Genomic DNA, 12552 nt, shown 5'->3' on the forward strand with positions numbered 1-12552 from the left:
TTTCCGAATCCCACTACACCGGCCTCCACCTCCATGCCAGCCAGCCAATTCATCATTCAACGCAGTTCGATCGACGGCGTGCAGGCCGTCGCCGCGTGCAGCCGGCACGCTTTCGCGCGGCATACGCACGATCAATACGGCATAGGCGTCATGCGCCAGGGCGCGCAGGTCTCGCACAGCGGACGCGGCCAGGTGCAGGCCGGCCCGGGATACGTCATCACCGTCAACCCGGGCGAAGTCCATGATGGCGCGCCCATCGGCGGCGGCGTGCGCGCCTGGCAGATGCTGTACCTGAACCCGGACGTGGTCGCCGATGCGGCGTCCGACCTGGAGGGCGGCGGGCGCCTGCATTACGAGTTCGAGTTGCCGGCGCGGGACCAGCCGGGACTGGCGCGCGACGTGCTGGCCCTGTACGCGCATGCCGTGGCCGGCGCCGCGCCGCTGGCCTGCGACACGCTGTTGCGGCGCGTTCTGGTGCAGGCGGGGGGCCCCCATGGCGGCCGGCCGGGGCCGGAAACTTGCCGGGGCGCGCCTGGCGCCATCCGCCACGCGCGCGGCCTGATTGACGATGACCCGGCCGCCGCGCTATCGCTGGCGGACCTGGCCGCCGCCAGCGGCCTGAGCCGCTACCAGGTGCTGCGCGCCTTTGCCCGCGCCACGGGTCTTACGCCGCACGCCTATCAAATGCAGCGCCGTCTGCTGCTGGCCCGCCAGTTGATCCGCCAGGGCCTGCCACTGGCGGATGCGGCGGTCTTGGGCGGATTTTCCGACCAAAGCCATATGACGCGGCTGTTCGTGCGCGCGTATGGCGTGTCGCCGGGGCGCTACGCGCTGGCGGCCGGCGGCGCCTGACGCGCCGCCGCTGCAATTCCGTTCAAGACGCAGCGCCGCCCGCGGTCCTACGCTGCGCTTTTCCTGAGCGGGTGCGGCAATGAACAAGAACGAGCGGATGCGGGGCTATGCCTATCTGGCCGCGGCCATGGCGCTGGTGGGCAGCACGGTGGTGGCCAGCAAGATCATCGGGGCAGGCCTGCCGCCCTTCACCGCGACCGCGCTGCGCTTCGCTATCGCGCTGCCGTGCTTCGCGCTGCTGATGGCGCTGACCGGCGCGCGCATTCCCCGGCTGGGCAGGCGCGACTGGCTCTTGCTGGTGGCGCAGGCCGTCGCCGGCAGCGTGGGCTACACCACCCTGCTGATCGCCGGGCTGCAACGCACGTCGGCGGTGGACGGCGGCGTCATCCTCGGCACGCTGCCGCTGGCCGCGGCCGCCATCGCCGTACTGGCGCTGGGGGAACGGCCGGGCAAGGCCGCGCTGGCCGCCATCGGCGTCGCGGCCTTTGGCGTCTGGCTGATGTCGAGCCAGACGGCGGCGGCGGGCGGCGCCGCGTCCCTGGCCGGCAACGCGCTGATCCTGGGCGCGGTGGTATGCGAAGGCCTCTTCATCCTGCTCAACAAGCGCCTGCATGTGCCGGTGGCCCCGCTCGCGCTATCGACCATCATGGCGGGCTTCGGCCTGGCGTTCTCGGCCCTGGCCTGCATCGCGGAGGCGCCGTGGACGCTGCCCTTGCCCGCCACCGCCGTCGCCGCGGTGGGGTACTACGCGCTGGTGCCGACGGTCGGCGGCTTCCTGCTCTGGTATGCGGGCGCGGCACGGGTGCGCGGGTCGGACGCCGCGCTGTTCACGGCGCTTGCGCCGGTGTCGGCGGTGATCCTGGCGGCCGGCCTGCTGGGCGAGCCGCTGGCCGGGGCCCAACTGGCCGGCATGGCCTGCGTGATCGGCGCCGTCGCCATGCTGGGCTGGGCCGGGCGCGAACGGGCAAAGGCCCCCTGAAACAAGCCGCCTGGCGCGCCCTAGCCTCGGCTGAACGCCAGCGCGAACTCGTCGGAGAAGATGTCAGCCAGCGATCGGCGCAGGTCGGCGGCGCGCTGGGCGCCATAGGCGGCTTCGAAGCGGCTTTGCGCGTCCTTCCACAGGCGCCTGGATTCCACCAGCTTGGCGCGCCCCGTCTCGGTGAGCTCCACCCGGCGGCTGCGGCCGTCCAGCGGGTCGCGCGTCATCCGCACATAGCCATCGCGCTGCAACGGCTTGAGATTGTGGGCCAGCGCGGACCGGTCCAGCACCATGGCCCGCGCCAGGTCGGTCATGGACGGCGTGCCGGCGCGCGCGATATGGACCAGGATGGAATGCTGCGACACCTTCAGGCCGCAGGGCGCCAGCACCGTGTCATAGAGCTGCGACACGCGCCGCGTCGCCTTGCGCAGGGCGGCGCCGTTGCAGACGAGCGGGTCCTGCGTGGCGGCTGGGGCGAAAAGCGGGGCGTCGGACATGGCGGGCGGAACGGAGAAAGAAATGGAGGGGCAAGGACATAACGCTACTGCCGGGGCAAGGCCGCGTCCAGCCCATTGTTGACAGATATTGGCATATGCACGTAAATTTTATCATCCCTATCCTGCGGCCCTTTCCATGCCAGCGACGCCCTCGCCACGCCCCGCCAATGCGCGCCTGAACGCCATGCTGCACGCGCCCATCGCGCCCACGCTGGCGCGGCTGGCCTGGCCGAACATCCTGATGATGCTTGCGCAGTCCTCCACCGGGCTGATCGAGACCTGGTTTCTGGCGCGCCTGGGTACGCCCGTGCTGGCGGGCGTGGCGCTGGTGGTGCCGGTGCTGATGCTGATGCAGAACATGTCGCAGGGCGCGATGGGCGGCGGCATTTCCGCCGCGGTCGCGCGCGCCCTGGGCGGCGGCAGGCAGCGCGAAGCGGACCAGCTCGTGCTGCATGCCGTGGTGCTCAACGCCTTGCTGGGCCTGCTTTTCTGCGCGCTGCTGCTGGCCTTCGGCCCGGCGCTGTATCGCGCGCTGGGCGCCGAGGGCGCCGCGCTGGATGCGGCGCTGGCGTATTCCAACGTCATCTTCGGCGGCATCGTCCTGATGTGGCTGATGAACGCCTTCGCCAGCGTCATCCGCGGCACCGGCAACATGCTGGTGCCGGGCGCCGTCATCTGCGGCGGCGCGGTGCTGCTGATTCCGCTGTCGCCCTGCCTGATCTTCGGCTGGGGGCCGTTTCCCGCGCTGGGCGTGGCGGGAGGCGGCTGGGCGCTGGTGATCTACTACGGCGCGGGCGCGCTGATCCTGGGCGCCTACTGCGCAAGCGGGCGCAATGCCGCGCGCCTGGTGTCCAGCCGCCTGCACGCGGGTCTGATGCGCAGCATCCTGAGCGTCGGCGCGCTGGCCACCATCAATCCGCTGATGACCAATGCGCTGGTGGCCCTGACCGTCGCGCTGGTGGGCGCGTACGCGGGCGAGGCAGCGGTGGCCGGCTACGGCATCGCCGTGCGGCTCGAATACCTGCTCATGCCCATTGCCTTCGGGCTGGGCGCGCCCATGGTCGCGATGGTGGGGTCCAACATCGGCGCGGGCCAGCCAGAACGCGCATTGCGGATCGCCCTGACCGGCGGCGCGATGGCCTTCGTGCTGGCCAGCGCCATCGGCCTGACGGCGGCGGTCTTTCCGGAAGCGTGGCTGCGCCTGTTCGGCGCCGAAGACCACATGCTTGAGGCCGGCGCCAGCTATCTGCGCACGGTCGGCCCCGTCTATGGATTCTTCGCGCTGGGCTTTTCGATGTACTTCGCCTCGCAGGGCGCGGGGCGCCTCAAGTGGCCCTTGATGGCGGGCTTTCTGCGCCTGCTGATCGGTATCGGCGCGGGCGGCGCCGCGCTGCGGCTGACGGGGTCGCTGACCGTGTTTTTCGCGGTCGCGGCCGTGGCGATGTGCGTGTATGGCCTGGTCATCCTGATCGCCGTGGCCTCGGGCTCGTGGTTCGGACCCGGGTATCTTCCCGGACGCCGGCTGTTCGCGCGCTAGGGACGGATGCGTCCATGGAGGCATCCGCGGGCGCGTCGCGCAAGGCGAATTCGACCAGCTCGGCCGCATACGCCGGCAGCGCATCGCGCACGCACAGCACCAGATCGCGCGCGGCCCAATCGTCCGCCAGCGGCACGCGGCACACACCGGCTGCCCGTCCGTAGCGCACCGCCGCCACGCGCGGCACGATGGCGATGCCCACCCCCTGCCCCACCATCCGGCAGACGGCATCGAAGCTGCGCAGGCGCACCCGGTAAGACAGCGCCTTGCCGCCCCGGCGCGCGTGGTGCGCGATGTGCTCCTGCAGCGCGCTGCCTTCCACCAGCCCCACGAATTCGTACCCGGCCGCGTCGGCCAGCATGACGGACGGAAGGTCCGCCAACGGATGGCCTCGCGGCACGATCACGGTCAGCGGATCGTGGCGGAAGATGCGGGTGCGCAGCCCATGCAGGTCGGCGGAGTCGGCCAGCACGCCGATGTCGCACGCCCCCGCGCGCAACGCATCGGCGATTTCGTGGCTGAGGCGTTCTTCCAGGTCCACGGAGATGCGCGGGTGGTCCTTGAGGAAAGCGCCCAGCACCGCCGGCAGGTATTCGCTGAGGGCGGTGGTGTTGCACAGCACCCGCACATGCCCTTTCAGCCCTTGCCCGTAGTGGTCCAGCTCTCCGCGCATGCGGTCCATCTGCCCCAGCACCACCCGGGCGTGATGCGCCAGCGTGCGGCCCGCGGGAGTGGGCGCCACGCCGCGGGGCTCGCGCAGCAGCAACGCCACCCCCAGCGTGTCCTCCATACCGCGGATGCGCTCGCTGGCCGACGCCAGCGTCATATGGGAACGTCTGGCGCCCGCCGTGATGGAGCCGCTTTCATGCACGTTCAGAAAGAGCCGCAGGTCGGTCAGGTCGAATCGCATGAAAAAAGCGTAGCACGCCAGCCTCAGGCTCATCCATAGGCGGGGTATGCAAGATCCCGATGCGGGTTCCGGCCCGCCTCGCGGCAGAATGACGCCATACCTACCAAGACGAGGGAAACCCCATGAAAACCACGAGATGGCGCCATGCCGGGCGATGGCCTGCCCTGGCTCTGATTGCGCTGGCGGTGTACGCCTCAGGCACGGCCGAAGCGAACGCCGGGTTTGGCGGCTACGCCACGCCGGCCCAGCAATACGCATTGGCGCTGGAAGCCCAGACCCAGGGCGACTACGCCGCGATGCTGACCTGGCTGCGCGCCGCCGCGCACGCAGGGCACGTCCCCGCGCAGCGCATGCTGGGCGTGGTGCTGATCGGCGGACCCGCCCTGTACGGGCCGGCCCAGCGCGCCGACCTGTGCGAAGGGCGGCAGTGGCTGTTGCGCGCCGCGCGCCAGAACAAGGGCCAGGGCGAAGACGTCGCCCATGCCTTGTTCGGCCGCCCCAGGGATGCCCTTACCGCCCATTGCGAGCCCTCATGAATCTTCCGGACCTGCTGCCCGGCGGCACGCCCGCGCTGCTGGCTGCCACCGTCGCCGTCTTCGTCCTGGCCGGCCTGGTGAAGGGCGTGGTGGGCCTGGGGCTGCCCACTATTTCCATGGCCATGCTGGCGGTGTTCATGGCGCCGGCACAGGCCGCGGCGCTGCTGATCGTGCCGTCTTTGATCACCAACCTGTGGCAGGCGCGGCCGTGGCCGACGCTGCTGCCGGTATTGCGCCGCATCGGCGGCATGCAGGCGGGCATCTGCGCGGGCACGGTCGTCGGCGCCTTGTGGCTGGGCGCGCCATCCGGCCAATGGGCTGGCGTCTGCCTGGGACTCGCGCTGGTGGCCTATGCCGCATGGGGCCTGTTCGGGTCGCCGCCCAGCGTGCCGACGCGGCACGAGGGCGTGCTGGGCGCCGCGGTCGGCGCGATCACCGGCCTGATCACCGCGGCCACCGGCGTCTTCGTCATTCCCGCCGTGCCGTACCTGCAGGCGCTGAACCTGGACCGGGACCGGCTCATCCAGGCCATGGGCATTTCCTTCACGGTGTCTACGGTGGCGTTGGCGGCGGGGCTTTGGCTCAATGGCGAGTACACCGCCGGCGCCGCGGGCGTGTCCGTCCTGATGCTGCTGCCCGCGTTGGCCGGCATGGCCCTCGGGCAGTGGCTGCGTGGCAAGCTGTCGGCGCGCACGTTCAAGCTGTGCTTCATGGTCAGCCTGGCCTTGCTGGGCGCGTATCAGGCGGCGCGCGGCCTGACCGGCTGAACACGCGGGATGGATGCGGCGCTTATGCCGCCAGGCGCCGCTCGTCCACAAAGCCGATCGACACGGACATCTCGCGCCAGCGCGCCAATTCCTGCTGAACCGCCTGGATCTTGCTGCGCGCCTGATCGAAGGAATCGCGGCCCAGAAACAGATGCAGGGGCGCGTACTGCGCCTCGGCCGCGTTGATCAGGGTCTGCGCCGCCTTGGCCGGGTCGCCGCCCCGCTCCTGCCCCTGCGGATGGCGCGCGGCGAGCTCCGGGCATACGCCCGCCGGCACGCCGGCATGCATCGCCCCCGGATACACCAGCGACACGCGGATCCCGAGCGGCGCGGCCTCGGCGGCCAGGGTTTCGGTCAAGCCGCTGACCGCAAACTTGGCCGCGCTGTAGGCGCCCCATTCGGCGCAACCGCCGTCAAAGCCCAGGATCGACGAGATATTGAACACATGCCCGCTGCGCTGCGCCCGCATGCGCGGCATCACCGCGCGGATCACGTTCAGCACGCCGAACACATGGGTGTCGAAACTGCCACGCAAGTCCGCGTCGGACAGGCTGTCCAACGCCCCTTGCAGCCCTTGGCCCGCGCCATTCACCAGCACGTCGACGCCGCCGAAGGCCGCCACCGTGGCGTCCACGGCGCGGCGCACGTTGCGCTCGTCGGCCAGATTGACGGTCAAGGGCAGGAACTGGCCCTCCAGCTTGGCGCCCACGGCCTCCAGCAAGGCATCGCCGTCGCGGGCGGTGGCCGCCACCTTGTGCCCCTGTTCCAGCAGCATCTTTACCAGCACCAGGCCCAGCCCCGTCGACGCGCCCGTCACCAACCAGATTTTTTCGGTATTCATGCGATTCCCTTCCCTTGCTCGCGGCTGCCGGCAAGACGCCAGGCGGCCCGGCCGGCGCTGGCGGCCTCATCAAGCAGCCCCCGGTCCCGACCCTGGAAAGGATAGTAAGAATCGTGCGCCAGCGCGTACAGGCTCGATCTTGCGTGAAACCTGCCTATTTCTCCGTCGATGCGGCCGGATGATTTCCGCCCGGGACCGCGCAAGCGCGCCGCCGCCCGGAGCCTCCACGGCGCCGCCGCCGGCAGACCCGCCCGGAATGGCGGATAATCCGTCTGTTTCCCGCCGCCACGCGCGGCGGATTTTTGCGGGCGCGCCGCGCCCGACTGCATTCGGAGTCAGCTATGTATCGCGGTATTCAGGCGATCGAACAATTCATGGAATCCATCGGCCTGACCTGGCGACCCGGCTCGACCGAAAGCGCTGAATTGCGCGTCAGCTACCGCATCGGCAATACCCGGCCCCTGGGAATCGACCGCACGCTGGTGGAATTCCACTGCGACGCCAAGCGCCCCAAGGTGTGGGTGCCGGAATTCTCGCGCACGAGTTTTCACCAGTGGTTCGAAGTGCCCTACCAGGACTTCGAGTTCACCCCGGGCGGCTCGATGCTGAAGATCAAGGCCGCCGCCCGCGGCAACGCCCCGCCCTACAGCGTGGGCATCAAGCCGCTTGCCTGAGCCCGCGCGGCGGCCTCTCAAGCCGCACGCCTGAGCCCCTGCGGCGGCCTCTCAAGCCGCACGCCGGGACCCGGCGGTCACAGCGCCTTGTACATGATCGTCGTTCCGTCCAGCTTGGCCGCGTCGAACGGATCGCGGCTGAACCCCGGGATCACTCCCACCGTCCGGTAGCCCAGCGACGTGTACAGGGGTTCGGCGCTATCGCCCGTGCGCGTATCCAGCGTGATCAGGCTGCGGCCCAGCCGCGCCGCCATGGCGTGCGCTTCTAGCAGCAGCCGGCGGGCGATGCCCCGGCGGCGCAAGTCCGGATGCACCAGCAGCTTGCGCACCTCGGCCCGATGGGGCTGATTGGGCGGCGTGTCGGTGTCGAGCTGCACCGAACCGGCGATCCGCCCTTCGTGGCAAGCCACCCACAGATGCAGCGTACCGCCAGCCACCGCTGGCAATACCTTGCCCCGCCAGTAGGCTTGCGCGTCCTCTTGCGAGTACGGCAGGACAAAGCTGACGCTGGCGCCCCCGTGCACGCACGCGTGCAGCAAGCGGCCCAGTTCGGGCAGGCGGGACGCGGCGGTGTCCGCCGACAGAAGCGTCAATTCAAGGTTTGCGGGCGACATGGTGGACTCAGACGATGAAAAGCAGATAACGGGCGCCGCTGTGCGGCGGGGTGACGAAGGCGCTGGCGCCAAACAATTGGTAGCGCAGGCAGTCGCCCGGAAGCAGGCCGTAGGCGTGGCCGTCCACGGTGATGGACAGTTCGCCCTCCAGCATCAACAGATGGTGTTCCAGCCCGGGGCGCGGCGGCTGGTCGTACGCGATGCTGGCGTTTGCGGCCAGTTCGCAGGCCAGCACCTCGCCCGCCAGCCGTTGAGCCGGCGGCGACACCGAGCGGCGCCGGAAGCCCACGCTGTCGTCCACCCAGACGGCCTGGGCGCGTTCGGGCACCCAGGCGGCGAAGTCGTCCTCCACCATGAGCATCAGGCGCGACATGGTCAGCCCATGGGCGGCGCACAACTTGCCCAGCACGCTGGCGGTGGGGCTGACCTCGGCATTTTCCAGGCGCGACAGCGTCGCGCGGCTGACGCCGGCGCGGCCGGCCAGATCGTCCAGCGACCAGCCGCGGTCCTGGCGCAGGGTCTTGAGCCGGGCGGCGATGCGGCGGTCCAGGTCGGGATCGGGTGCTGGGATGGTTTCCATATAAGGGAATTTATCTCATATTTGAAATTCTATCAATGCGCGTAGCCTCCCGATACCCGATACAGGCGGCAACCAAAACGCACCCCGTCATCCGCCCCGGATTCGGCACAATACGGGTCATGCAAATGGCCAAGCCCCTATTCATGACCACCCTCTGCGCATTTCTGACTGGCTGTTCCCTGCCCGCGCTGGACGGGCGCAGCGTGTCTCATGCGCTGACTCCCGAAGAATCGCTCGCCACGCCGCTGGGCCAGGCCATCGCCCCGCTGGCGGCGGCCCACCCTGGCGAATCCGGCATCCACGCGCTGTCCGACCCCTACGACGCTTTCGCCGCGCGCATGATGCTGGCGCGCGCGGCCGAACGCAGCCTGGATGTGCAGTACTACATCTGGCATGGCGACATGACAGGCACCATGCTGCTGGAGGCGCTGCACGAGGCGGCCGACCGCGGAGTGCGCATCCGCCTGCTGCTGGATGACAATGGCACCGCCGGGCTGGACCAGGTCCTGTCCGCGCTGAACGGGCATCCGAACATAGAGGTGCGCCTGTACAACCCCTTCGTGCTGCGCTGGCCCAAACCGCTGGGCTACGTGACGGACTTCAGCCGCCTGAACCACCGCATGCACAACAAGTCCTTCACCGCGGACAACCAGGCCACCATCATCGGCGGCCGCAACATCGGCGACGAGTACTTCGGCGCGGCCAGCGGCGTGCTCTTCACGGACCTGGATGTGCTGGCCATCGGCGCGGCGGTCAACGACGTATCCGCGGATTTCGACCGCTACTGGGCCAGCGATTCCGCCTATCCGGTGGACCGGCTGCTCAAGAAAACCGCGCCCAACGAACTCGACGAACTGGAAATCGACGCCGCCAATGTGGAACGGTCGCCCGAAGCCGCCGCCTATGCCGAAGCCCTGCGCAAGCTGCCCTTCATCCAGCAACTGCTGCGCGGCGAGCTGACCCTGGAATGGGCGCGGACGCGCATGGTCAGCGACGATCCGCGCAAAACGCTGGGCACGGCCCCGCGCGAAGCGATGGTGCCGCATCAGCTCCACGAAATTCTGGGCGTGCCCGCGGCCGACCTGGCGCTGGTCTCGCCCTACTTCGTGCCCACCTCGGCCGGCACGCAAGCGTTCGCGAAGATGGCGCGAAACGGCGTCAAGGTTAGCGTGCTGACCAACGCCCTGGAAGCCACCGACGTGGCGGCGGTGCATTCCGGCTATGCAAAACGCCGCAAGGACTTGCTGGCCGCGGGCGTGGATCTGTTCGAGATGAAGCGCATGGCGCATCGCGCCGAACGCAACAAGAGCATGGGCCCCTTCGGCAGCTCGGGCTCCAGCCTGCACGCCAAGACCTTCGCGGTGGACGGCCAGCGCGTCTTCGTGGGCTCGTTCAACTTCGATCCACGCTCGGCCAGGCTGAACACCGAACTGGGCTTCGTGATCGACAGCCCCGCCCTGGCGCGGCATATCGCGGACGCGTTCGAGCAGGAGATGCCCAGAACGGCCTACCGGGTCCGCCTGGACGACATGGGCCGGCTCTACTGGCTGGAAGAGCGCGACGGCAAGACCATCCGCCACGACACGGAGCCCGGCGCCAGCTTGTGGCAGCGGCTGTCGGTGTGGTTCGTATCGCTGCTGCCGCTGGAACCGCTGCTATAGGCCAGGCGCAACAAGCGGAGTGGCGGACCCGCGCGCCGGGCGTAGACTGGACATTACGCCTTCCCCCTTGCCCCTTGCGACCATGAATCTCCCGCCCATCGACGCCGCGCTGAGCCAGCGGAACTGGACCGACACGGCCGCCGCGCTCGACGCGCACGGCAACGCCGTCCTGCCCGGACTGCTGTCCCCCCCCGAATGCGCGGCCTTCGCCGGCGCCTACATGGCCGACGGCCGCTACCGCAGCCGGGTGGTGATGGCCCGTCACGGCTTTGGCCGGGGCGAATACAAGTATTTTTGCTACCCCCTGCCCAGCCTGTTGCAGCGCCTGCGCGGCGCGCTGTATCCGCATCTGGCGCCGATCGCCAACCGCTGGAACCGGCAGATGGGCATCGCGGTCAGCTACCCCGAGGATCACGCCGCCTTCCTGGCCCGCTGCCACGCGGCCGGCCAGCAGCGGCCCACGCCGCTGATCCTCCAGTACGGACCCGGCGACTACAACTGCCTGCATCAGGACCTTTATGGCGAACACGTGTTTCCCCTGCAGGTGGCGGTGCTGCTGTCGCGGCCCGGCGTGGATTTCACCGGCGGCGAATTCGTCATGACGGAGACCGGCAGCCGCGAACAGCGCGCCGACGTGCTGCCCTTGCAGCAGGGCGATGCACTGGTTTTCACCGTCCACCAGCGCCCCGTGCCCGGCGTGCGCGGCTGGCGCAAGGCGGCCATGCGGCACGGGGTCAGCGAATTGCGCACGGGCTGCCGCCATACGCTGGGCATCATCTTCCATGACGCGCTCTGACATGGCCCCGAACCTGGATCTCTTCGGCGGCGACGCCCCCCCGCAGCAAGGCCGCCTGGTGCTGGGCGCGCAGTCCGTGGTGCTGCGCGGCTACGCGCTGCCCATGGTCGCCGACCTGCTGGCCGGTGTGGACGCCGTGACCGCGCAGGCGCCCTTCCGCCACATGGACACGCCCGGGGGCTACACCATGTCGGTGGCGTTGACGAATTGCGGCGAGCTGGGCTGGACGACCGATGCGCGGGGCTATCGCTACAGCCGCATCGATCCGCTGTCGGACCGGCCCTGGCCGGCCATGCCAGAGGCCTTCGGCCAGTTAGCGCGGGACGCCGCGGCCGCCGCCGGCTTTCCCGGATTTTCGCCGGACGCCTGCCTGGTCAACCGCTACGAACCGGGTTCGCGCCTGTCGCTGCATCAGGACAAGAACGAGCGCGATTACAACGCGCCCATCGTGTCCGTATCGCTGGGGATGCCGGCCATCTTCCTGTTCGGCGGCGACAACCGCGCGGACAAGGCCGCGCGGGTGCCGGTCTTTCACGGCGACGTGGTCGTCTGGGGCGGCGTGGACCGGCTGCGCTATCACGGCGTAATGCCCTTGAAGGACCTGCCGCATCCGAGGCTGGGCAGCCAGCGCATCAATTTCACGCTGCGCAAGGCGGGCTGAGCGCCCGCCTTGCGTTGCGGGCCAGCGCGCCCGGCCCGCGTCCGCTCACACGGCGCGAAGTTGCACGCGGGGAAAATCGACCGGCACGTCGAACGCCACGTTCACGTAGTTCGTGAAGAGATTCAACGCCACATGCGCCAGGATCTCGACGGTCTGCTCATCGTTGAATCCCGCCGAGCGCAGCGCCGCCACGTCGGCATCGCCCACCTGGCCATGCTGGCGCACCAGCTTCAGCGCAAAGTCCAGCGCGGCGGCGGTTTGCGGATCGTCGGCCCGGCCAGCCTGCGCCGCGGCCATCTGCTCGGCGCTGGCGCCGGCCTTCCTGCCCAGCGCCGTGTGCGCGGCCAGGCAGTATTCGCAACGGTTGCTGTCGGCCACGGCCACCGCGATCTTCTCGGTCAGGGCGGCCGGCAGTACGCCGCCGCCCAGGGCGCCGAACGCGCCCCACATGCTCTTCAGGGCGGCCGGCGAATTCGCCACGGCGCGGAACATATTGGGCGTCGCGCCGAAGGCGCCATGGATCTGGTCGAGCACGCCCTTGCTGGCGGCCGGGGCGGAGGAGGTGTCGATAAGGGGTATGCGGGACATGATGTTTCCTTTAAGAGAGTAGGGAAAGGGACTGGGCGGTTGCCGTCTGCCTTTGCGCC

At 69.6% G+C, this 12552-nt stretch carries 15 protein-coding genes; 9 read left to right on the plus strand and 6 right to left on the minus strand.

Annotation, left to right across the window (positions count from 1 at the left end):
* The first annotated feature begins 33 nt into the window (after positions 1-33).
* Together ASE30_RS10445 and ASE30_RS10450 are read left to right on the plus strand one after the other, a co-directional pair.
* A complete protein-coding gene (locus ASE30_RS10445; RefSeq protein ID WP_057284231.1) occupies positions 34-852 on the plus strand; it encodes an AraC family transcriptional regulator in 819 nt (272 codons plus the stop codon).
* Positions 853-931: 79 nt separating this feature from the next.
* A complete protein-coding gene (locus tag ASE30_RS10450; protein ID WP_057284232.1) occupies positions 932-1831 on the plus strand; it encodes a DMT family transporter in 900 nt (299 codons plus the stop codon).
* Between the two features lie 20 nt (positions 1832-1851).
* On the opposite strand, the gene ASE30_RS10455 is transcribed toward ASE30_RS10450, so the two are convergent.
* On the minus strand, positions 1852-2328 hold the full coding sequence (locus tag ASE30_RS10455; protein WP_057284233.1) for a MarR family winged helix-turn-helix transcriptional regulator: 477 nt from the start codon (positions 2326-2328) through the stop codon (positions 1852-1854).
* Between the two features lie 136 nt (positions 2329-2464).
* Here ASE30_RS10455 and ASE30_RS10460 point away from each other — a divergent pair, with 136 nt between their 5' ends.
* Complete coding sequence (locus tag ASE30_RS10460) at positions 2465-3865, plus strand: MATE family efflux transporter (protein ID WP_057284234.1); 1401 nt, start codon at positions 2465-2467, stop codon at positions 3863-3865.
* Here the strand turns inward: ASE30_RS10460 and ASE30_RS10465 are convergent.
* A complete protein-coding gene (locus ASE30_RS10465; RefSeq protein ID WP_082601553.1) occupies positions 3789-4775 on the minus strand; it encodes a LysR substrate-binding domain-containing protein in 987 nt (328 codons plus the stop codon). The genes ASE30_RS10460 and ASE30_RS10465 overlap by 77 nt on opposite strands.
* Positions 4776-4897: 122 nt before the next feature.
* On the opposite strand from ASE30_RS10465, the gene ASE30_RS10470 reads away from it, so the two are divergent.
* Together ASE30_RS10470 and ASE30_RS10475 are read left to right on the plus strand one after the other, a co-directional pair.
* On the plus strand, positions 4898-5311 hold the full coding sequence (locus ASE30_RS10470; protein ID WP_057284235.1) for a hypothetical protein: 414 nt from the start codon (positions 4898-4900) through the stop codon (positions 5309-5311).
* Entirely contained in the window at positions 5308-6078 is a 771-nt protein-coding gene (locus ASE30_RS10475) for a sulfite exporter TauE/SafE family protein (RefSeq protein WP_057284236.1), read from the plus strand. The genes ASE30_RS10470 and ASE30_RS10475 overlap by 4 nt, the downstream gene beginning before the upstream one ends.
* A 22-nt stretch (positions 6079-6100) precedes the next feature.
* Here the strand turns inward: ASE30_RS10475 and ASE30_RS10480 are convergent, their stop codons facing one another.
* Positions 6101-6919, minus strand: a complete 819-nt coding sequence (locus ASE30_RS10480) for an SDR family oxidoreductase (RefSeq protein ID WP_057284237.1) — start codon at positions 6917-6919, stop codon at positions 6101-6103.
* Between the two features lie 341 nt (positions 6920-7260).
* Here ASE30_RS10480 and ASE30_RS10485 point away from each other — a divergent pair, with 341 nt between their 5' ends.
* Positions 7261-7593 carry a hypothetical protein gene (locus ASE30_RS10485; protein ID WP_057284238.1) on the plus strand — a complete coding sequence of 111 codons (333 nt, stop codon included), beginning with the start codon at positions 7261-7263 and terminating at the stop codon, positions 7591-7593.
* 77 nt (positions 7594-7670) lie between these two features.
* On the opposite strand, the gene ASE30_RS10490 is transcribed toward ASE30_RS10485, so the two are convergent.
* Entirely contained in the window at positions 7671-8207 is a 537-nt protein-coding gene (locus ASE30_RS10490; RefSeq protein WP_057284239.1) for a GNAT family N-acetyltransferase, read from the minus strand.
* 7 nt (positions 8208-8214) lie between these two features.
* The gene (locus ASE30_RS10495; RefSeq protein ID WP_057284240.1) at positions 8215-8787 is read right to left on the minus strand and encodes a helix-turn-helix domain-containing protein; all 573 of its coding nucleotides are present in this window, start codon (positions 8785-8787) and stop codon (positions 8215-8217) included.
* 119 nt (positions 8788-8906) lie between these two features.
* Between ASE30_RS10495 and ASE30_RS10500 the strand changes: the two genes are divergently transcribed.
* The 3 genes from ASE30_RS10500 (at position 8907) to alkB (ending at position 11905) form a co-directional block, all read left to right on the plus strand.
* Entirely contained in the window at positions 8907-10448 is a 1542-nt protein-coding gene (locus tag ASE30_RS10500; RefSeq protein ID WP_057284241.1) for a phospholipase D family protein, read from the plus strand.
* Between the two features lie 82 nt (positions 10449-10530).
* Positions 10531-11244 (plus strand): 2OG-Fe(II) oxygenase, encoded by a 714-nt coding sequence (locus ASE30_RS10505; RefSeq protein ID WP_057284242.1) that lies wholly within the window; start codon positions 10531-10533, stop codon positions 11242-11244.
* 1 nt (position 11245) lies between these two features.
* On the plus strand, positions 11246-11905 hold the full coding sequence (gene alkB, locus ASE30_RS10510; protein ID WP_057284243.1) for a DNA oxidative demethylase AlkB: 660 nt from the start codon (positions 11246-11248) through the stop codon (positions 11903-11905).
* A gap of 45 nt (positions 11906-11950) precedes the next feature.
* On the opposite strand, the gene ASE30_RS10515 is transcribed toward alkB, so the two are convergent.
* Entirely contained in the window at positions 11951-12493 is a 543-nt protein-coding gene (locus ASE30_RS10515; RefSeq protein ID WP_057284244.1) for a carboxymuconolactone decarboxylase family protein, read from the minus strand.
* Positions 12494-12552: the final 59 nt, after the last annotated feature.

Source organism: Achromobacter sp. Root83 (assembly GCF_001428845.1).
Lineage (GTDB): Bacteria > Pseudomonadota > Gammaproteobacteria > Burkholderiales > Burkholderiaceae_B > Achromobacter.